The organism is Pedobacter frigidisoli (genome assembly GCF_032678525.1).
Lineage (GTDB): Bacteria > Bacteroidota > Bacteroidia > Sphingobacteriales > Sphingobacteriaceae > Pedobacter > Pedobacter frigidisoli_A.
Genome location: NZ_JAVTSE010000003.1, coordinates 227999 through 249379, shown reverse-complemented (window position 1 = coordinate 249379; position 21381 = coordinate 227999). Strand labels below are relative to the sequence as shown.

At 42.7% G+C, this 21381-nt stretch carries 14 protein-coding genes; 8 read left to right on the top strand and 6 right to left on the bottom strand.

Annotated elements, in window-relative coordinates:
• From R2Q80_RS10105 to R2Q80_RS10090, 4 genes are all read right to left on the bottom strand, one after another.
• A complete protein-coding gene (locus tag R2Q80_RS10105) occupies positions 1–6489 on the bottom strand; it encodes a polyketide synthase (RefSeq protein ID WP_316799483.1) in 6489 nt (2162 codons plus the stop codon).
• 354 nt (positions 6490–6843) lie between these two features.
• Positions 6844–8007 carry a glycosyltransferase family 2 protein gene (locus R2Q80_RS10100; protein ID WP_316799482.1) on the bottom strand — a complete coding sequence of 388 codons (1164 nt, stop codon included), beginning with the start codon at positions 8005–8007 and terminating at the stop codon, positions 6844–6846.
• Between the two features lie 45 nt (positions 8008–8052).
• Positions 8053–8970, bottom strand: a complete 918-nt coding sequence (locus R2Q80_RS10095; protein WP_316799481.1) for a glycosyltransferase family 2 protein — start codon at positions 8968–8970, stop codon at positions 8053–8055.
• A 72-nt stretch (positions 8971–9042) separates the two neighbouring features.
• On the bottom strand, positions 9043–9324 hold the full coding sequence (locus R2Q80_RS10090; protein WP_316799480.1) for a hypothetical protein: 282 nt from the start codon (positions 9322–9324) through the stop codon (positions 9043–9045).
• A gap of 179 nt (positions 9325–9503) precedes the next feature.
• Between R2Q80_RS10090 and R2Q80_RS10085 the strand changes: the two genes are divergently transcribed.
• From R2Q80_RS10085 to R2Q80_RS10070, 4 genes are all read left to right on the top strand, one after another.
• Positions 9504–10340, top strand: coding sequence for an alpha/beta hydrolase family protein (locus R2Q80_RS10085; RefSeq protein ID WP_316799479.1), 837 nt, complete (start codon positions 9504–9506; stop codon positions 10338–10340).
• 138 nt (positions 10341–10478) lie between these two features.
• Complete coding sequence (locus tag R2Q80_RS10080) at positions 10479–11483, top strand: LLM class flavin-dependent oxidoreductase (RefSeq protein ID WP_316799478.1); 1005 nt, start codon at positions 10479–10481, stop codon at positions 11481–11483.
• Between the two features lie 203 nt (positions 11484–11686).
• The gene (locus tag R2Q80_RS10075) at positions 11687–12094 is read left to right on the top strand and encodes a VOC family protein (RefSeq protein ID WP_316799477.1); all 408 of its coding nucleotides are present in this window, start codon (positions 11687–11689) and stop codon (positions 12092–12094) included.
• A gap of 65 nt (positions 12095–12159) precedes the next feature.
• Positions 12160–13305 carry a serine hydrolase domain-containing protein gene (locus R2Q80_RS10070; RefSeq protein ID WP_316799476.1) on the top strand — a complete coding sequence of 382 codons (1146 nt, stop codon included), beginning with the start codon at positions 12160–12162 and terminating at the stop codon, positions 13303–13305.
• 99 nt (positions 13306–13404) lie between these two features.
• On the opposite strand, the gene R2Q80_RS10065 is transcribed toward R2Q80_RS10070, so the two are convergent.
• Entirely contained in the window at positions 13405–13626 is a 222-nt protein-coding gene (locus R2Q80_RS10065; RefSeq protein WP_197082324.1) for a DUF3606 domain-containing protein, read from the bottom strand.
• Between the two features lie 300 nt (positions 13627–13926).
• Here R2Q80_RS10065 and R2Q80_RS10060 point away from each other — a divergent pair, with 300 nt between their 5' ends.
• From R2Q80_RS10060 to R2Q80_RS10045, 4 genes are all read left to right on the top strand, one after another.
• Positions 13927–15138 (top strand): glycosyltransferase family 87 protein, encoded by a 1212-nt coding sequence (locus tag R2Q80_RS10060; RefSeq protein WP_316799475.1) that lies wholly within the window; start codon positions 13927–13929, stop codon positions 15136–15138.
• Positions 15139–15259: 121 nt separating this feature from the next.
• Positions 15260–17950: a DNA ligase D gene (gene ligD, locus R2Q80_RS10055; protein WP_316799474.1), complete on the top strand. Its 2691-nt coding sequence runs from the start codon at positions 15260–15262 to the stop codon at positions 17948–17950.
• A 46-nt stretch (positions 17951–17996) separates the two neighbouring features.
• Positions 17997–18293 carry a Dabb family protein gene (locus tag R2Q80_RS10050; RefSeq protein WP_316799473.1) on the top strand — a complete coding sequence of 99 codons (297 nt, stop codon included), beginning with the start codon at positions 17997–17999 and terminating at the stop codon, positions 18291–18293.
• 326 nt (positions 18294–18619) lie between these two features.
• The gene (locus R2Q80_RS10045) at positions 18620–18817 is read left to right on the top strand and encodes a hypothetical protein (protein WP_316799472.1); all 198 of its coding nucleotides are present in this window, start codon (positions 18620–18622) and stop codon (positions 18815–18817) included.
• A 60-nt stretch (positions 18818–18877) separates the two neighbouring features.
• Here R2Q80_RS10045 and R2Q80_RS10040 read toward each other — a convergent pair whose 3' ends face one another.
• Positions 18878–21379, bottom strand: coding sequence for a TonB-dependent receptor (locus tag R2Q80_RS10040; RefSeq protein WP_316799471.1), 2502 nt, complete (start codon positions 21377–21379; stop codon positions 18878–18880).
• Positions 21380–21381 lie beyond the last annotated feature (2 nt).

Here is a 21381-nt window from a genome sequence, read left to right as displayed (position 1 = left end):
TTAAATTTGAATCTGTAAGTAGCCGTTTTGTACCTCTGGATTTTCGATAAACCAGGCGGGATTGCCCGACTGATCTTTGCCGAGACGGGCACCAGGCACGGGTGGAACCAGGCTATCTATGACTACCGAGTTGTTGTGGTATGACTGATTTAATTGCTGTGGATGATCGGGGAAAAAACCTGCCCTGATCATTTCATCAGCCGACGCTGCGAAAACCGCTACAATTTTATCAATGTCCTGGTAGCTTGTGGCTTCCGTTAAGAAGCAAGGAAAACCATCCAGGATATGAATACCTTTTTCTCTCATGATGACAAACAATAGCTCGCTGAAGGGGATGATTTGATCGAATGTAAGTTTCCAGAGCGAGCCATAGCTGACTACATCCATTGGGAGCTGTCTGGCTGATATTTCTCTTTTCAGTGCCTTGGTAATAAAGGTCCCTTTATCATTTAGTTTTTCCTGCAGGCCGGGCCCTTGTGCCTTCATATATAACAGGGAGGCTTTTGCAGCGGCTAAAGCCAATGGATGGCGGACAAAAGTTCCGGCAAAGTAGGTGATACCGATTTCTGGTATGGAACTGTCGCCATAATTCCACATGCCACCGTCGAGGGCATCCATAAAGTTTTTAACACCAGCGATTATACCGATCGGGATACCTGCGCCTACTACTTTTCCATAAGCTGCAAGGTCGGCTTTTATGCCAAGCTGCGCCTGAGCACCACCAGGATGCATTCTGAATCCGGTAATCACTTCATCAAAGATCAGGGCGATGCCCTGGTTTAGTGTCAGTGATCTCAACTCCTGTAAAAAGGAAAGCGGGACAAAATCAGGGCGGCGGCTCTGTATGGGTTCAACCAATATGCCAGCAATATCGCTGGCTCTTTCCCGGATAATGCTGAGGCTTTCATCGGTACCGTAATCCAATACCAGGATATTTTCTACCGCTTCGCTCATGATTCCAGCTGCTGCGGGAAAGGATTTCAGCTTTTTTGTTCCCCTTACGAGTACTTCATCGAATATGCCATGATACGAGCCTGTAAAGGCTACAATGATTGGTCGTGAAGTGACGGTGCGGGCCAGCCGTATACAGCCAAGTACGGCTTCAGATCCTGTACTGCATAATCCGGTACGGTCGAAACCTGTAAATTCACAAACCAGGCGGCTGACTTCTGCAGCGAGTTCATGCTGAGGGCCTACTTCAAAACCTTTCTCAATCTGATCGTGAAGGGCTTCTTTAATAAAGTCAGGTTGGTAGCCCAGCAGATTTGAGCCAAAACCATTCAGTGCATCGATGTATTCGTTACCATCCAGGTCCCATAACTTGCTGCCGGAGGACTTTTTGACTACAATTGGATAAACCAAATCTTTTACTGCAGGTTTGAAGCCATTTACCACCCGTGGGTCGGCCATGTAGGGCCGGCTTTCGGCGGTATATGCTTTGCTTTTTGCCGTTTTTAAATTGTAACGGCCAATCAGACTGGTGAGGAACTGTTGTTGTTTTAAGTCAACTGCTGCAGCATTCAATTCAATTTTAGGCGTTGCACCAAAAGGTTTGCGCAGGTTGGTTTCTTCCTCACTGGTTAAAGCAGACCTATCTTCCGGCAAAGGTGCAATCGGCTTTTCAGTTAGGTAAGGCGTTGGCTGCTGCTGTGCCGATAAATCGTTTTGATTGAGTAGTTGAATTTGTCGGGCTATGATTTCCAGCTGGGCAGACAGCAGGGAAAGTACGTTTCCTTCCTGACTTGGGCCAGAACGGATAGCCGGAACGGGTATTGCTGATGGCAAAGGAGCCAATTCCTGCACAATTTCTTCAGGAACGCGTTGGGAAATGTAGGCTGTAAGGGAGTTTATAGAAGAACACTCTTCGTTTAATTGCCTGAAGGTAATGGATATGGCAAATTCACGCTTTAAAGAGGTGGCCAGCTGGGTGAGTAAAAGTGAGTCGAAACCAATTTCCAGAAAATTTTTATCGAGGTCGACCTGATCGAATCCGATTCCTGAAGAATTCTCGAGTACGGTTTTAACTCTGGTGATGAGTGCATTTTTTCTAATATGAGCTTTATCCATTTGATGATGAGTGTTTTGCGCTATATGTTGTATCGTTTTATTGGCTGGCACTGTTTCGAGCCAGTATTTTTTCTTGTTAAAAGCGTAAGCGGGTAATTCGATGAAGTTCCGCTGCTGGTTGTTGTAGTACTGATTCCAGTTGATATTGAGGCCGCGGCTCCATAATTTCCCTAATGCTTCGATGACTTGCCGGGTGCCGGATGTTTTTGCTTTGATGCCTGATATGACACAGTGCTGCCCGGAGTGGCTCATTGAGATTTGTCTGGCAAAAACGCTTAATGTTTCCCCGGGGCCAACTTCAAGGAATAAAGGACTAGAGGTTGAGAGGATGTTTTCGATTGCACTTGAAAACTTTACGGTTTTGCGGAGGTGTGAAGCCCAGTAATCAGGGTCCAGTGCTTCGTTTTCTTTAAGTAATTCACCTGTTACGGTAGAGATGATCGGTATTTTGGGTTTGCAAAGGCTGATGGTTTCTATCAGTTTTCGGAATCCGGGAATCACAGGATCCATCATTGCAGAGTGGAAGGCGTGGCTGGCCAAAAGGAGTTTAGCCGGTATGTTCAGCTGATCGGTTTTCGTTTTGAACGCCTCCAGCTCGACAGATGGCCCGGCTACTACAAACAGATTGCTGGTATTTTCTGCAGCTATTGAAAGTCCCGCTGTTAACAGGTTGGGAAGTTCGGTTTTTTTTGCCCTTAGGGAGAGCATTCCACCTTCAGGAATTGTGCTCATCATTTTACCGCGGAGCGCAACGAGCTTAAGCGCATCATTTAAGGAGAAAACCCCGGAAAGGTGTGCTGCTACATATTCGCCTACGCTGTGTCCGCACAACAGATCAGGCTGAAGTCCCCAGCTCATCCACAGACGTGCGAGTGCGTATTCGGTGACAAATATTGCCGGCTGGGCATTTTCGGTTTGATTGATGGCAGGAGACGCACTATCTTCAGAAAAAATAATGTCTCTGATATCTGCGCCTATAAATTCTTTTAGGATGTGAGCACATTGATCAAGGGCCTCTTTGTATACCGGTTCCTGCAGATAAAGATCGTGGCCCATGTTGTGATACTGGGCACCCTGTCCGGGAAAGAGAAAAACAAGATCTACGGATTCTGCTGACGGTGTTACAGGCTGATTTATTTGCGTGCCGGAACCTGTTAGCTGATCTGCAAGCGGATGTTGTGTACTTACTACGCGAAAATCGCGGTGTGCAAAACGTCCTCTTGTAGTGTTGAGCGCGTATGCAAGATCTTCAGCAAGCAATTGTGGCTGGCAAGCGGTGAAATTCTGCAATGCGTTATGGTAGCTATCCAGGCTTTCCGGGGCTTTTGCCGACCAGGCGATCAGTTCATGTTCCCGGTATACTGCAGCAGGTATTTCGGCGTTTTGGTAACCTTGTAAGATGACATGGACATTTGTGCCCCCCACACCGAACGAGCTGACTCCAGCCAGTTTAACTTCATTGTTCCAGTCCTGCAATATGGTGTTGACGAAAAAAGGACTGTTTTCAAAATCAATGTTTTTATTAGGCGTTTGATATCCGATTGATGGCAACAGTTTTTTATAATGCAGGGACAGGCAGGTTTTGATGAAGCTGGCCACACCGGCGGCCTCTGTCAAGTGGCCAAAGTTGCTTTTCACGGAACCAATTGCACAGTATTGCTTATCGTGATGTTCTCCAAAAGCCTGAACCAGGCCTTCGAACTCTATTGGATCGCCTATTGGGGTTCCTGTGCCGTGGGTTTCGATGTAGCTAATATCTTTGGCTTCGACATTGGCATCTGCAATAGCCGTTAGAATTGCATCGGCCTGTCCATCTGTACTTGGTGCAGTAAAGCTGGCTTTCTGATTGCCATCGTTACTAACGCCAACCCCTTTAATGATGGCATAGATCTGATCTCCATCGGCTTCGGCATCTTCGAGGCGTTTTAATAATACCACACCCGCACCATCACTGAATACTGTTCCAGTTGAATCATTATCGAAAGGACGACAATGGCCATCTTTACTGAGAATGCTGCCGTCCTGATAAATGTGTCCGCTGTTGATGGAGGCATTGATGCTCGCCCCACCCGCAATCGCTACATCGCACTGCATGGCACGCAGACTGTTTACCGCTTCAAATATTGCCAGGAGTGAGGTTGAGCAGGCGGAATTCACATTGATTGCAGGGCCTTTCAGGTTAAGGTGATAGGCTGTTCGTGAAGCGATATAATCTTTATCGTTCACGGTAGTTACCTGCAGTTTACCCATCACTTCGATTTTGTCGGGATGGGTCAATACATTGTTTTCATAATAAAAATTAGGCCCGCAACCAGCAAATACCCCGGTTTTATATTGATCGGTTTTAAGCAGATGACCTGTCTTCTCCAGCAGTTCGAATGCAATTTCGAGGAATATTCTTTGTTGAGGATCCATGAGGTCGGCAAGTTTTCTATTGATGCCAAAGAAGTCAGGATCGAACATCATGGTATCGTTGATGATTCCTCTTGCCTTTACGTAGAGGTCGTCATTCCTGATGTTGTCGGGAATGTTCACATCCAGCTGCTCGCTGGTGAAGAATGTAGTTGTTTCTTTTCCTTTACGAAGCAGGTCCCATAAGCTGCCGATGGTATCGGCACCCGGAAAGCGGCCGGCCATGCCCACAACAGCTATGTCTCTTCCTGCCTGCGGCTGATGTCGCTTCTTATTGGGATCTTTTTCAGGTGCTTTACCGAGGTATCCGGATATTCCGGCTATGGTAGGATACTGATATAGTTTTGCGATAGGGAGATCGATATTTTCCTGCTGCATGGCCAGAATCAGTTTTTGCGACATTAGGGAATTCCCTCCCAGATCAAAGAAATTATCATTTAGTCCCACCCGTTTAACATGGAGTAGCTGTTTCCATATTTCGGCTATTCTGGTTTCAAGTTTTGTTTTCGGCTGGGCGTAAGGGGTATTTAATAAATCGGCATAATCGGGTACCTGAAGCGCATTCCGGTCAATTTTTCCGTTTACGGTTAATGGCATCTGCGCAAGCTGAACCCATATTGCCGGGATCATGAATTCGGGAAGTTCTGCAGCGAGTGCAGCTTCAACAGATTCTCTGCTGAATGTTTCGGTGGCGACAACGAAGGCTACCAGTTGTTTATCGGCTTGCCCATTGCTTTTTGCCACGACAACTGACTGGCTGATGTTAGGGATTGCGTTCAATGCAGTTTCGATTTCGCCCAGCTCCACCCTGTAGCCCCTGATTTTAACCTGGCTATCCAGTCGCCCGATGAATTCTATATTGCCATCGGCCAGGCGCCGGCCCAGGTCGCCGGTTTTATAAAATCGCTGCTGGCCTGCTATGTTCAAGCTGACAAAGCGTTCAGCCGTTAGATCCGGATTGTTGAGGTATCCTTTTGCCAGGTGGGCTCCGGCCAGGTAAATTTCTCCGGCGAGTCCATTTGTTACTTCGTTTTCTGCTTCGTCGAGAATGTATAGTTCGGTTCCGGCAAGCGGTTTACCGATGGGCAGGGAGGGAGACAGCGATAACTGGTCGGGCCTACATTTGAATAGTGTAGCGGTAACGGTTGCTTCCGTAGGTCCGTAGGCATTATAAAATTCCGCTTTGGATTGCCACTTCAAATAAAGGCTTTTGGGGCAGGTATCTCCGCCCACAACGATTCTTTTCAGGTGGCTAAAGTGCCCGGGATTTAAATTGTCGAGGAACCCCGGAGTAACATCCAGGTGGGTTACCTTTTTGTTTTCAACGTATTGTGTAAACTGTTTGACGTCTAACAGGTAATCTTCGGGTATTAATATTAAAGCAGCCCCTGTGGCTAGGGCAAGAAAGATTTGTTCTACCGATGCATCGAATGCAAAGCTGGAGAAGAGAAGTATCCGGTCAGCATTATCAATGCCGTAAAATTGCGTTTGGGTGTTGATGAAGCTGCCAACGGCTTTGTTTTCGATCATCACGCCTTTGGGTTTGCCTGTTGAGCCTGAGGTATAGATGATGTAACAGCTATCCGTTTCTTTTACATTGATTTCAGGTGTTTCATGGGATTGCATAGAAAGCTCCTGTGTGGCTATTACAATTTTATTACCTCCGAAACTGAGGTCATTTGTTCCGGATGTAATCAAAAAATCAGCCTCAAGATCGTTGAGAATGAAGTTTATTCTTTGCGCAGGCGAAGAAGGATCGATGGGGATGTAAGTTGCCCCGCATTTCATTGTTGCCAAAATGGCTATGATCATTTCAAATGACCGGTTGATCAGTATCGGAATGTGTTTATTGGGTTTTACGCCCTTGTTAATCAGTAGGTTTGCGAGTTGATTTGATTGGATATCGAGCTCCTGATAGGTTAACGATTCATCATTAAACTCTATTGCAATGCTATGTGGGCTTACGCTACAGTGCTCGGATAAACGTGATATGAGGGTATTATTAAGCATACAAAACTGGGGTTGACTGGATCGTTAATTTATGGTTAAAGCATTTAATGAGCTGTAAAGCAGAGTCTTAACCTTAAGTTGATTAGCTTTTTTGCGTATACTAAAATACCGGTTATCTACGGAGCTGGAAATAGTGCAAAAGGGCTATCGGCAGGGGGCATGCCTCCGGCATGTTAATTTAGCCACGGAAAGGCGGAGGCACGGAATGGGTTTATTAGGGGCTGCCGACGGTATCTTTTTCGATATGCGGACGTAAGGAAATAGAAGGCAGGGCGCGGGAGGTTGATCGCTAAGGATGGGTAGAGGGAAAACCGGGAAAGATAAGCATTGGAGTTGCCTTATCCGGCAAGAGCCCTATTTTCTGAGTGATCTTTCCCAGGCTGCGCTTTGATTCTTTTTGATGTATCGGCCGATTCCGGCAATTACAGCGTAATTCATGACGCAGAAATAGTAGGGAACAAAAAATGATTTGATTTTAATGTTTCTTCTTTCAAATATTAAACCGATGAAGGCCGCCCCGTAAAAGAATATCTGGGCGATGAGTATAACTATATAAAGATTATTGTTTGTAGTGGCTACAAGGGCAATGTTGAGTATGAAGGCTAGAATAATTAGGAAAGGTGTAACCGTCCACCGCAGTACCCTGTGCGATAAGTATTGAAAGGTGAGTATGGGATGGTTGAATGGGTTTGCAGATTTTTTAAGTCTGAATATGGATTGAATACCACCGGCCGCGATCCGGATTTTACGTTTCAATTCTTCTTTAGTATTGGCAGATGCAGTTTCTGATGCATAGGCATTGGGTTCATAGGCAATAATAAAACCTTGTTCGGCGATTCTCATTGCAATCATATGGTCGTCGATAATGGTGTCGGTTTCAACGGGTTGATATAGGGCCGTTCTGATACTAAAAAGCTCGCCGGCAGCGCCTACATTGGAATAAAGTTCATAATCCCAGGTTTTCAACTTTGATTCGTACTTCCAATAAAAACCTTCACCAGCTGAACTGGCATCAGCATGGGCATTTACCAGGATTCGTTTTTCGCCAGCCACTGCGCCCACTTTTTTATTCTGGTAGTGTTTCACCAGTTCTTTTATTGCCTGCTCATTGAGCAGTGTATTGGCATCCGAAAACACAATGATCTCTCCGGTAACTGCCGGAATTGCCCGTTTGATAGCAGCCATCTTTCCGTTTCTTTCATCAATATGCATAGAAACAATTTGCTTGTAGGGCTGGATATATTCCAGAGTTCTATCGGTTGAACCATCGGATATGAAAATAATCTGAAACCGATCGGCCGGATAATCAAGGGCAAGCGTATTATTTATCTTTTGCTTAATCATGTCTTCTTCATTCCAGGCGGCTACCAGTAAAGTAACTATTGGAAGCGTATTTAACACGTGCTGAACAGGTTTACTGAATATCCGCTTTAGCCGGATCAGGATATATAACAACAGGCCATAGCCGAGGAAAGTGTAGAATACAATGGCGAGCGAAAGCCAGAATAGCGTGATCATAATAATGGAGATATTATTTGTAAATGATTGGTTTTAATGAGTGTGTTATTCCACTGTATTGAAACCCAGTTTGAGACTGTTCCTGGACTGGGTGATGTTCCAGGTAAGGGCTCTGCGCAGGTAGGGTATAAGATCTGTTCTTTTTTTGAGTACGTAAATAATGATTTGTTTGGGAATGGCCACACAGGTAAAGTAAAAGGCAAAAATGATCTGGTTAAACAGGCTTGCGTTTCTTCTTATAAACAGGATTCGATTGCGGGTAACAAAATATGTTTTCAGTGCGCTTTCGCGGCCCACGCTTATGGATTCCTTATGGAAGATGTGCGTTTTACCGGTAAACCATATTTTTTTTCCAGCCTTCTTAAACATCTCGCACCAGTCCAGCTCTTCGTAATAGAGGAAATACATTTCAGGCATGAGGCTAATATTGATGATATCGGCTTTGCGACACATCATCGCAGCACCATGGCAGTAGGCCGTCTCTTTGCTTATACCAGTATACTGACCGGCATTCTTTTCCATCAGCCCTTCGGTTTTATTTCGGCAGGTGACATAATTCATTGGTGTGTAACCCGCATACTGAATGGTATCTGGCTGATCGAAATATAAAATCAGAGGACTTATCATTCCTATTTCAGGATTGGCTTCCATTTCATGAACAAGTATCTCGGTCATTCCTTTGACGACTTCGGTATCGTTGTTCACCATGAGGACGTATTGACCGGAAGCGGCCTTTATTCCCAGGTTATTTCCACCGGCGAAACCAAGGTTGGTTTGGGAGCGGATATAAATCAGTTGGGGCAAACATTGTTTGAATAGGGCACCACAATCGGTCAGGCTGCCGTTATCCACAATGATGATCTCCAGATCATCAAGGTTAAGGTTACGTTTAATGGATGCTAAAAGGGCCAGAGTAGCTTCGGGCTGGTTGTAGTTTACGGTAACGATAGAGGTTAAGGCCATTGTTACAAAACTAGCCAAAGCAGATTTTTCGCGCTATAGCCTTTTAGGGTGATGGGCAGGAGGATTTACAAACTAGTGATACTCGAACATAAGTTTGTCGCCTTCTGCATAGATGTAGGTGGTTTGATTGGCGAGGTTATTTTGAACGGGATATTTCTTTCCCATCTCATTCAGGGAATTAATCAGGCTTTTGGTAACATGCTGTAACCTGTGTTTGTAGTCGGTTCTACGTGCTGCGAGATCGTTGATTTCTACTTCATTGATCGAAGCATCGATATCGTGGTCGATGATGTGAATCTTATTCAGAATATCGAGGTAATTATTGAATTGCTCTTGTATGGTAAAACTGCTCATTATAGGTTGATAAACGAAGAACCAGGGTATTTAGTTTTAGAAATCTTTTTTATGTCCATAACAGTTCATTATTTTTTCATAAAAACAACTGTAAGGCAATCCATTAAAAAATGAAATGAGATCTATCGTTCCCTTTTGGCATTTTATTTATATTTAGCATCAAACATCCTCTACATTCCATGAAAAGAAATCTGTTATCAGGAACAATCATTTTATTGGCACTTGTGTGGTGCAATATGGCGCTTGCCGCAACGGTTGACACGGTAGTTACCCGTAGTAAAGCCATGAAAAAAGATATCAAAGCTGTGGTGATTAAGCCGGCCAGCTACGATGCGAACCAGAAATTTCCTACACTTTACCTGTTACATGGCGCGGGCGGTAAATATTCGGAGTGGGTGAGCAAAACGCCCGACAGGGAGACGGTTAAACGGCTCGCTGATTTGTACAATATGGTGGTGGTTTGCCCCGATGGTGGAGTAACGAGCTGGTATTTTGACGCCCCTGAAGACCCCAACTATAGGTATGAAACCTACGTAGCCGGTGAACTGGTGGATTATATCGATAGCCATTATGCCACGATAAAAGACAGAAGCGGCCGGGCGATTACCGGTTTGAGCATGGGGGGCCACGGTGGTTTATATCTTGGTTTCAGGCATCAGGATGTCTTTGGTGCCTGTGGAAGTATGAGCGGCGGGGTAGATATCCGTCCGTTCCCGGAAAACTGGGAAATTGCCAGGCGTTTGGGTAAATACAGTGAACATCCGGAGCGCTGGGAGGCGAATACGGTCATCAACCTCACCCATTTACTTACGCCTAACAGGTTAGCGATTGTTATTGATTGCGGTTACAGCGACTTTTTTTACAAGGTGAATGTTGATTTGCATAACAAGCTGGTGGATAGAAATGTTGCCCATGACTTTATGGTAAGGCCTGGGGGACATACCTGGGAGTATTGGGGAAATGCCATTGCGTATCAGATGTTATTTTTTAGCAATTATTTTGCGAAGAGAAAGTGATTAAGGTTAGCATACGAGGATGATCAGTTTGTCATGATAATATTTTAATGTTGCTTCAGGGTCATTTGTAAAAAGATAAGCTGTAACTCAGTTAGCAAAGAATATTTTTGCGGCATAGGTTTCAATATATTATTCACCATGGAAAACACTTCATTAAAACACATACCTTATTCTGTTCTTGATCTCGCAACTGTTTTGGAGGGATATACTGCTGCTGACACTTTTACAACGAGCCTGGAGCTGGCTCAGCAATCTGAGAAGCTAGGTTATACCCGTTACTGGTTTGCCGAGCACCATAATATGGCGGGTGTGGCCAGTTCAGCGACGCCCATTCTGATTGGTTATGTTGCGGGTGGTACATCTAGCATTCGTGTAGGTTCGGGTGGAATTATGCTGCCCAATCACGCTCCATTGATTGTTGCAGAGCAATTTGGGACACTTGCATCGTTATATCCAAACCGGATTGATTTAGGTTTAGGTAGAGCCCCTGGTACGGATCAGGTTACGGCCATGGCCATCAGGGGCGAAAATTTTAATGCTGTACATTCCTTTCCCCGGGATATCGACAAACTTCAGCAATATTTTTCTTCAGAGAATTCCCGCTCGAACGTAAGGGCAATACCCGGAGAGGGACTGGATATTCCGATATGGGTTTTAGGATCGAGTACTGACAGTGCATTGCTGGCGGCAGAGAAGGGTTTGCCTTATGCCTTTGCCAGTCATTTTGCGCCCACTTATTTTGAACAGGCTATTGCGCTTTACAGGAGTCGCTTTAAGCCTTCTGTATTTTTGAAAGAACCCTATGTGATGGCTTGTGTAAATGTTGTCGCTGCTGATACGGATGCAGAGGCTGATCGGTTATCGAGTTCGGTTAAGCGGATGTTTTTGGGAGTAATTACCGGCAGGAGGGAGCTGCTAAAGCCTGCGATAGATCACCTGGACAGCCAGTGGGATCAAATGGAAAAAGACGCAGTGATGCAAATGCTGCATTATTCATTTATTGGTAGTAAAGAGACAATTAAAGAGCAGATGGGAAGATTTATTGACCAGCACGGTGTTAATGAGGTGATGAGTACTTCGCATATATATGACCACCAGGCCAAATTGCATTCTAATGAGCTGTTTGCCGGGGTTTTTAGTTGAAATACTGATGGTTCATAAGCGGTTGTTTTAATGATTGGGGGGGACCAGTGTTTTTGTAATCCAGAAAGACAGACAGCGGAAGTATCGAGGTGATTGCAATTTCTAAATTTATCTTGGATTTGATCTGTATTTTTCAGCAATTAATGCGATATTGAAGAATGAAAAAATTGCTGATCATTCTCTTATTTGGATTAACAGGATCTATGATGAACAAAACCATGGCGCAGCATACGCCTGCGGTATTGAATCACATTGCCGTATATGTAGGCGATTTAAAGAGATCCACGGGTTTTTACGGGAGCCTGTTCAACCTGGAGGTTATCCCAGAGCCCTTTAAAGATGGGAAACACACCTGGTTTTCGTTAGGAAACCGTTCAGCACTACACCTGATTGAAGGAGCAAAAGCGGGACAGGTTTATGACCGCAATGATCACTTATGTTTCAGTGTAACTTCTATTGAGGATTTCATAAACAAGCTTAAGGCACAAAAGATATCGTATGGAGATTGGGGAGGCAAAACTGACGCAATAAACGTACGGGTTGATGGCGTAAAGCAGATCTATTTTCAGGATCCTGACGGGCATTGGCTGGAGGTGAATAATGCCAGGTAAATTTTTAGGTACAGATTTACTTCCATAGGATTAAAGCTTATATTTAGGTTCTTATCGCAAAATTTATGAAATATTTGTTTACCCTAATTGCTTTACCGGCTTTTGTATTTTTATTGACTGGTGGTGCTGTACACGCACAGGAGGTCAAATTAGAGGCTGCCTTTGATTCCGTGATGCAAAAGTTTAGCGCTGTGGGCGCGTCAGTAGCTGTTGTAAAGGAAGGGAAAATTATTTATAACCATTCTTTTGGTTTGAAAGACCTGGACCGTAAAACACCTTTGAAAAACCTGGATATCTTCAGGATTGCATCAATATCAAAATCATTTTCTGCCACTTCGATTATGCAGCTTGTGGAGGCTGGCAAATTATCTCTTGATGATGACTTTGGGGATCTGGTTGGCTTCAAAATCAGAAATCCCAAATACCCTGAAGTAAAAATCACCCTGAAAATGGCCCTTTCCCATACTTCGAGCCTGAATGATTCTCAGGGCTATCTCAATCTGGATCTGATTAACCCAGACAAAAATCCTGAATGGGCTAAATGCTACAACGAATATGCACCAGGCACTAAGTTTAATTACTGTAACCTGAACTTCAATCTGGTTGGTACCATTATCGAAAAGAAATCTGGTGAACGGTTTGATCGATATGTTGAAAATCACATCCTCAAACCCTTAGGTTTATATGGCGGTTATTGCATTGATTCTCTGGATTCGACGCGATTTGTAAAGCTTTACGAATTTCAAACAGCATCCAGGACTTTCACGGAGGCTACTTCGGCTTATGCGCCCCGGCGGAAAGAAATCAGCAGTTATGTAATGGGGTATAGCACACCAATTTTTTCTCCAACAGGAGGGATGAAAATTTCAGCTAATGATCTTGCCCGATACATGGTGATGCATATGAATTATGGGAAAGCTGGAAACGTTCAATTGATATCGAAAAAGAGTGCGCGTTTAATGCAAACTCCTCTTTCTTCTGATGAAGACTATGGTTTGGCATTGAGGGGCAGCAAAACCCTAATTCCAGGTGTATCTTTAATTGGCCATACCGGTTCTGCTTATGGGCTATATAGCACCATGTTTTTTGAGCCAAAAAAGAAGTTTGGATTTGTAATTATTACTAATGGCATTAATGCAACTTACACAGGAGATTTTCCAGATTTTAGCCGGGCAGCTATCAATGTGTTATACGATTACTTTTTAAAGTAAGCAGATGACTTTTGGTAAATATTAACTGTTTAATGGTGGATTAAAATCGTTTTACCCGGGCGGTAATAGAAAAGGTAAAAAGCTCTTTCAAAGAGCTTTCTATGCGTTGAGGAAATGCTGATAAGCAGTACCCGACTTAATTTTTTCCATTGCTAAGTATTCCTTTAGCTGCAAAAACTCCATGCTTTGGATTGCTCTGATTGCAGACTTTAACTTTTCGGTGCTTACACCTAATCTTGTTGCCCAGTAATCGCGGTCTTTTTCATCTGCAATTTCAATGAATTCTTTTCTGGCATTCAGGGATTGAAGTGGATATTCCATGGGATTCATATTTAGTTATTCGTGTTAAACAGTAATGCGAGATAATTGTTTTAATTCCCGTTCAATATTGTTAGATAATGTTTATCAAAATACATGTAAACGAACATCAAGACAATTATTTCAGCATAAAACGGATGGTGTATTTGTAGATTACACACAAAACACATTTTGGTTGTAAATATAACTAATTGCTTGTCAGTTGATTTGATTAAAGTCAATTACTTTGTAACACTTTCCTTACATAAAAATTTAAATAGTCATTTTACAATTGTATTATTGTTGTGTAATACGTTTTTTACAATGCTAAATCATTTCCTAACCAAACCATTCGACGGATTGTCACGTCGTAATTTTTACAAGGACAATCGCTTCGTGCTTTTATTGTGGGTACTTGTTACCCTGATCTTTGTTATAGACTCCTGGGTGACGAATCGCCTGAACAACTACCTTATTTTTGAGAATACCTTTAGAAATCTTTTGCGTGAACAATCCTTATACGCATTTTATCCACAGTATCATGGCGATGTGAATCACTACGGTCCGATATTCAGTGTGTTAATATTTCCATTTGCGCTGATGCCAAACTGGCTTGGTTTATTGTTCTGGAATCTTTTTAATTGCTTTTTACTATTTAAAGCCATACAAACCTTACCCTTAAGCGAAAGTAAACGGGTGATCATCGGTTACATTGCTATCCCTTGTCTGGTCGCCTCGATGTTAAATCAACAATTTAATGCGGGTGCCGGCGCAATCATGATATTGAGTTATACACAGTTTGAGAAAAGAAATGGTTTCTGGTCGGCCATGTGTATTGCTTTCGGCACTTTTGTAAAATTATATGGCATTGTTGGGATAGTTGTTTTCTTCTTCATTAAAAAGAAACCGGCATTTATTGGCTATCTGGTTTTCTGGTCGGTGGTTTTCTTTGTGCTTCCGATGATTTTTGCTTCTCCAGGTTTTGTTGCACATTCTTATATAGACTGGAAAAATGAGCTGGTTAATAAGAACCTGGCCAATATTGCCGGTGCTGCCACTGATATTTCGATTATGGGTTTTTTCAGGCGCCTGTTACATAATCCAGGCTTATCTAATGTCATGTTTCTGGCGGTTGGCGCAATATTATTTATGTTTCCGTTTGCATTTGTCAGCCGTTTCTCCAAGCGAAAGTTTCAGCTCCTGATTTTATCATCTGTACTACTATTTCCGGTGCTTTTTAGTACGGGATCTGAAGATTGTACTTATATTATTTCGATAGCAGGTGTTGGTATCTGGTATGTACTTGAAAAAAATAAAAATCTGAAGAACGTGCTATTGCCAATATTGCTTGTAGTTACCTGCAATATTCCACTTTTATGTTTTCCGCATTTTGCAAAAGCTAATCCACTCTCGCTATCGATGCTGAGTTTTCCATATTTTCTGGTCTGGCTTCGTATTCTGTTTAATGCAGTGAAAGATCAGCATGAATTTGTTGAGGAGAGGGATACCGGAATTTTGCCCAGGTTGGCCGAATAGTTTAAATCATTTATTTTTTAGGTTTTAATGTCTGTGTCGATAGCAGATGTTAAAACCTTTTTTGTTTAAGGGCTGTTTTAACCGTATTGCGCTTGATACCAGGGATAAAACAACAGAACAGATGAGTCTTGAGAAATATAAAACCAAAAGGGATTTTGCCAAAACCCCGGAGCCTAAGGCAGGAAGAAGTAAAGATAAAAACAAGCTGCTTTTTGTCATTCAGAAACATGATGCCAGCAGGCTGCATTATGACTTCAGGCTTGAAATGGATGGTGTTTTGAAGAGCTGGGCTGTTCCAAAAGGCCCCTCTACAGATCCCAAGACTAAACGTTTGGCGATGATGGTTGAGGATCACCCGTTTGACTACCGGAATTTTGAAGGAATTATACCTAAAGGTGAATATGGTGGAGGCACTGTAATTGTTTGGGACGAAGGAACCTATGAACCCATTGAGGCCATTAAGGGTAAGAAAGCGCAGGAAAAACATCTCTTAAAGCAACTGGGTGAAGGATCAGTAAAGATTAAACTTCATGGTGAAAAACTGCAGGGAGAATTTGCCCTGGTTAAAACTCATGGAATGGGAGAGAACGGTTGGCTCCTAATCAAGCATCAGGATGATTACGCGTCAGCGAAAGATATTACCAGGAAAGGAGCGTCTGTTCTTTCAGGTAAAACCATAGAAAGTATGGCCAAGTCATCGGATAAGGTTTGGAAGGACGGAAAAGAGCAGGAAATTAAGGACAAACCGGCGAAAGGTGATAAAACTTCTAAAACAAAAAAGCCTGCAGCAGAAGATAAAGTTGATTTAGATCCTAAAAAACTACTTAAACACGCGCCCAAGGGAGCAATACCTAATGGGATAAAACCCATGCTAGCCACGTTAACTGATGCGCCTTTTGATGATGAAGGCTGGCAATATGAAGTAAAATGGGATGGCTACAGAGCATTATCCTTTCTAAACAAAGGAAAAGTGTCGTTATTGTCGCGTAATAACAAATCTTTTGATGATAAATTTTACCCGATTTATGATTTACTGCGCAAATGGAAGGTTAATGCTGTTTTTGATGGTGAGATTCTGGTGTTAAAGAAAAATGGCGTGTCGGATTTTGGGGCATTACAGAACTGGAGAAGTGAAGCAGATGGTGAGCTGGTATACTATGTTTTTGATTTGCTATGGTTTGAAGGCAAAAACCTGATGGGATTAACGCTGGTGGAGCGCCAGGCTATACTGAAAGACATTTTGCCTGCTGATGACGACCAGGTCAGGCTTGGTCAGGTTTTCAAGGCCAGTGGTATTGACTTTTTTGCTGCAGCAGAAAAAATGGGCTTAGAGGGAATTATTGCCAAGAAAAGCAGCAGCACCTATGTACCAGACCGCAGATCGAAAGACTGGCTGAAAATTAAGGTGAATAAGAGACAGGAAGTTGTTATCGCAGGATATACAACCAATGCAGATAGCCCAAAAACTTTCAGTTCATTGTTACTGGGCGTTTATGATCAAAAGAAACTCAGCTACGTAGGGAAGGTAGGCACTGGCTTTTCGGATGCTGATCAAAAGGAGATGATGAAACTGTTTAAGCCGCTGGAAACTGAAAAGTTGCCTTTCAGTGAATTGCCTGATGTAAATAAACCATCCCGTTTTAGACCTAACCCTCCAAATGCAAAAGCAACGTGGTTAAAACCACAGCTGGTATGTGAGGTTGCTTTTACTGAAGTGACGGAAGATGGGGTGTTCAGACACCCATCGTTTAAAGGCATGCGTACCGATAAAGCTGCAAAAGATGTAGTTAGAGAGAAAGAGGTTCCTGTAGAACAGATCATGAATGAGGTAGGTGAAAAACACGAGTCGGCTATAAAACCACCAAAGGAAAAAGGGGGCAAAACACTTTTAAATCCAAAGGATGAGACACAGGTTAGAAAGATTAAGGGGCACGAACTGAAGTTTACGCATCTGAGTAAAGTTTACTGGCCTGAGCATAAGGTGACCAAACGGGATATGTTTAACTATTATTACCAGGTGGCGGATTACATATTACCCTATCTTAAAGACAGGCCACAATCATTGAACCGTTTTCCTAGCGGTATACACGGACAGAGTTTTTATCAGAAAGATGTGAAGGGAAAAGCACCGGAATGGGCAAAAACTTTTCCTTATGAAAATGGCGAAGGTGAAAAGAAAGAGTATCTGGTGGGTACGGATGAAGCATCTCTGCTCTGGATGGCCAGTTTAGGCTGTATTGAAATGAATCCCTGGTTTAGCAGAATTCAAAGTCCTGACCATCCGGATTACTGTGTTATTGATCTGGATCCTGATAAACAAAGCTTCGACCAGGTGGTTACGGCAGCACAGGAAACGAAAAAGATACTCGATGCCATTGAGGTGCCCTGCTTTTGTAAAACATCAGGATCAACGGGTATGCATATCTATATTCCACTTAATGCAAAATATACATATGAGCAAAGCCAGATGTTTGCCAGGATCATTGTCAACCTGGTTCATCAGCAAATCCCAACCTTTACCTCGCTGGAGCGGATGATTTCTGCACGAAAGGGGAAAATGTATCTGGATTTTCTCCAGAATAGGCCTGGAGCAACCATTGCAGGGCCGTATTCGCTGAGGCCAAAAGAAGGTGCTACGGTATCTATGCCTTTACACTGGGACGAGGTGAAGCCCGGTCTAAAAATGAAGGACTTCAATATTTTTAACACCCTTGAACGGCTGAAAGCTGAGGGTGATTTATTTAAGGGTGTTTTGGGAAAGGGAATTGATTTGAAAAAAGCGATCAACAAAGCAAAAACTGTTTTCGGATAGGTGGCTGATGTATTTGCTTTCCTTATATTTGGCAAAAAAATATATCATGATAGCTCACCACGTATTATTCTGGCTAAAAGCCGATACCACTGCAGAACAGAAAGCAGCTTTTAATGCAAGTTTACAAACCTTAGAAAAGATTGAAGTAGTTAAAACATTCCATATTGGTACACCTGCTCCAATTGAGCGGGCAGTTGTGGATACCACTTATACATTTAGTTTGATCTTGTTTTTCGAAGACCTTGCTGCACATGATGTTTATCAGGTACACTCACTGCACAAGGCATTTCTAGATGAATTTAAACAGTATTTTGAAAAAGTGATTATCTATGATGCCCACTAAAAGCTTAAGACCGGATTAATTATCCGGTCTTTTTATAAATAATGACTTTATTACTTCGTCGACTACCTGGAAAACAGGCCAGACGGGGAGGAGGTTGTGATTCTTTCTACGCCATTTCCGGACATTAGTTTAGCGTTTACGAGATATAAATGGGAAGAGTTTTTTCATAAGGTGGATGAGGCCTTATACATGAGGCGCATTTATGAAATGGTTCATGATTAATCCATTGATTGTAAGTTTTAAGCTACTTACTTTTAAGTATTGTACAGCTAGCTAAAACCAAATGATCAGTGATTGCGTAGATAGGTTATTAAAACGCAAATCTCATGGAAAAACAAACTACATTAATTAAAAGATCCTCGGCCAACAAGAAACAATTGGAAAATATTAAAGTTGGCGACTTTGTTGCGGATGAATATGGGAAATCGGGCAAAGTAAACAATATTGAGAAGATCGACTATCGCAGGGAATCACACTATTACTTCAATCTCGGCAAGTCGGGAACCATATTTATTATTGCTTAGGCTTATACCTAAAAGCCCGGAATCGTTAATGATTCCGGGCTTTTACTTTTGAGAGGTTAACTAAAATTTATAGGATAGTGTGGTTACAAACTGACGTGGAGGAATTGGGTTTACACTGTAGTTTTCGTGAACAAAATAATTTAGCTCGTTGGTGATGTTTGAAATTCTGCCTAAAAGCGAGAGTTTCTTCCAGGAGTAACCTGCTGAAAAATCGAAAGTTGTAAAGGCACTTAATGGAATCAATCTGCTATATGCCTGTATTTTGGTGTCATTATAGCCTCCGTTACGTGCACCTGTGTAATAGGCCGATGCACCTAGTTTCAGGCCTTTAACACTACCTTCCTGAAAAGTATAGAACAAGGTCCCATTTGCCGTATTTTTAGTAGAACCGACAAGTCTTTGTCCTTCAACCACACCGCCCAAAGTAACTGTTCTGGTTGCATTTGGATTTGCCGTTGTTGGGGCAGGAACAGTGAAAACGGTTTTATCGCGGGTTTCGGTATATCTGATAAAATTATAGCTATAACCTGCAATGAAATTTAGTCCTTTTACAATTGTTCCTGTGATATCCAGCTCTAAGCCATCACTTAATGATTTTCCGTTAAGTTCTTTAATGTTAGTATCGCCATTAGGTGCTCCCTGTGCATTGATCAGTGCCTGCTGCGCAAATTTATCATTGGCTATTCTATACCAGGTTAGGTTTACCGACAAACGACCCTTTAACAAATCATTTTTAATTCCTGCCTCATATTGTTGCAGTGTAGATGGATCAAGTGGTGCCAGATTAATATCTGTTCCTGTATTTTGTACGAAGTTACTTGAGTAGCTTGCATAAATTGAGGTTGTTTTTAGTGGCTGATATATCAATCCGAATTTTGGTGTAAAAGCGCTTTCAACCTTCGATTTATCTAAGCTGTTTACACTTAGTGTTTGCACCCCTGTAGCGATATTAGTACTCACCGTTCTCGGCGTTTTCTGGAAGGTATAGCGAACACCTGCAAGAACTTTAAATTTTTCAGTCACTGTAATGAGGTCTTGAACAAAAGCACCCATTCTATATAATGGTGCAAATGTCTCTGTAATCAAATTAGCAGTGGGTTCAATACCTGATCCATAATAGGTTGAAGGATCAAGCAAGTTCACATTTCCGTAGTTAAAGCTAGTTAAATTCGCGTTAAAGGTAAATCCACCACTGGTTGTTCTCGACTGATCAGCATCAGCGCCAACTAATAATGTATGATTGATCGAACCGGTTTTAAAAGCACCGTTTAGGTTAATCTGTTCGTTATACGTATACTCATGCGTTTTAGAACGGGTAACGTTTCGCGCTGCGAATCCATATGGGAGTGGGTTTTGGGCTTTAGTATCCGCGAAGGGACGTTCGGCACTGAAGTAGTTACGGTTGTACGACTGCAGATTTGCCAGCACATTCAATTTCCAGCTGTCGTTAAATTTGTGGTTTACACTCAGCTGTGAGGTAACGGTATTCGTTTTGTTATAGGCCCATGGCGCGTTAACATATGCACCACGACCAATATCAACTATTGTGTTTTCAACTGTACCAATACCAAAATCGGGAGTCATATTACTTTTTAAATAGTCTCCCTGAAGCAGGATATCTGTTTTGTTACCAATCTTATAAAGCAATGAGGGGTTTACATAAAACCGGTTAGATTTTACAGTGTTTCTAAAACTAGCCGCATCCTCATAGGTTCCGATTAAACGAAAGGCCAGATTTTTAGTTATCGGGCCATAAACATCAGCAGTAGGCTTATAAAGATCGTAACTTCCTGCACGCATGGAAACTTCACCGCCATATTCGAACTTTGGTTTTTTCGTTACCAGATTGACCACGGCACCACCAGACACTCCGCCATATAATAATGCGGCACTGCCTTTCAATACTTCAACAGACTCTAATGTACTTACCTCAGGCATACCACCACTGGTAGCGCGTGAACCATTTTTAAAAACATTATTCGCGCCCAGGCTATAGCCGCGTGCAAAAAATGTTTCTCCGCTTACAGATCCCCGGTTTTCGCCAAATGCTACGCCGTTCACATTTTTTAATACATCGCTTAAGCGATTGGCTTGCTGATCAGTGATTATCTGACTGCCGATCACCTGAACGGACTGAGGCAAATCCATTGGTGCAATAGCGATTTTACCCAGGTTTACAGGTTTTTTATTGGGTGTACGGTATCCGTTTACTGCGACCTCATCTAATTGTGATAACGATTCAATCGTAGTAAAAGTAATTTGCGCTACCTGGTCGGCAGTGACATTAACTTGTTTCTCCTGGGCAGATAAGCCAATTGCCGATATTTTAATGGTATAGGAACCGGGATTAATATTTTTAATGGTGAAGTTGCCCTTTTCATCTGTTTGGGCAGTTTTGTTTGTGTTCTTTAAACCCACACTCACGAAAGAAGCAGGGCTTCCATCACTTGTTTTGATTGATCCGGACACCGAACCATATTTGGATTGTGCGATGGCAGAGGCAGTAAACAATAATACGACAGCCAGCACGGAAAAAAATTGGGTAATCTTTTTGTACATCATTA

Bases quoted from the DNA above. Each gene is read 5' to 3' on its own strand.
- R2Q80_RS10075 (WP_316799477.1), top strand. From the start codon at position 11,687: ATGATGAACAAAACCATGGCGCAGCATACGCCTGCGGTATTGAATCAC.
- R2Q80_RS10050 (WP_316799473.1), top strand. From the start codon at position 17,997: ATGATAGCTCACCACGTATTATTCTGGCTAAAAGCCGATACCACTGCA.
- R2Q80_RS10105 (WP_316799483.1), bottom strand. From the start codon at position 6,489: ATGCTTAATAATACCCTCATATCACGTTTATCCGAGCACTGTAGCGTA.
- R2Q80_RS10070 (WP_316799476.1), top strand. From the start codon at position 12,160: ATGAAATATTTGTTTACCCTAATTGCTTTACCGGCTTTTGTATTTTTA.
- R2Q80_RS10100 (WP_316799482.1), bottom strand. From the start codon at position 8,007: ATGATCACGCTATTCTGGCTTTCGCTCGCCATTGTATTCTACACTTTC.
- R2Q80_RS10060 (WP_316799475.1), top strand. From the start codon at position 13,927: ATGCTAAATCATTTCCTAACCAAACCATTCGACGGATTGTCACGTCGT.
- ligD (WP_316799474.1), top strand. From the start codon at position 15,260: ATGAGTCTTGAGAAATATAAAACCAAAAGGGATTTTGCCAAAACCCCG.
- R2Q80_RS10080 (WP_316799478.1), top strand. From the start codon at position 10,479: ATGGAAAACACTTCATTAAAACACATACCTTATTCTGTTCTTGATCTC.
- R2Q80_RS10095 (WP_316799481.1), bottom strand. From the start codon at position 8,970: ATGGCCTTAACCTCTATCGTTACCGTAAACTACAACCAGCCCGAAGCT.
- R2Q80_RS10040 (WP_316799471.1), bottom strand. From the start codon at position 21,379: ATGATGTACAAAAAGATTACCCAATTTTTTTCCGTGCTGGCTGTCGTA.
- R2Q80_RS10090 (WP_316799480.1), bottom strand. From the start codon at position 9,324: ATGAGCAGTTTTACCATACAAGAGCAATTCAATAATTACCTCGATATT.
- R2Q80_RS10045 (WP_316799472.1), top strand. From the start codon at position 18,620: ATGGAAAAACAAACTACATTAATTAAAAGATCCTCGGCCAACAAGAAA.
- R2Q80_RS10065 (WP_197082324.1), bottom strand. From the start codon at position 13,626: ATGGAATATCCACTTCAATCCCTGAATGCCAGAAAAGAATTCATTGAA.
- R2Q80_RS10085 (WP_316799479.1), top strand. From the start codon at position 9,504: ATGAAAAGAAATCTGTTATCAGGAACAATCATTTTATTGGCACTTGTG.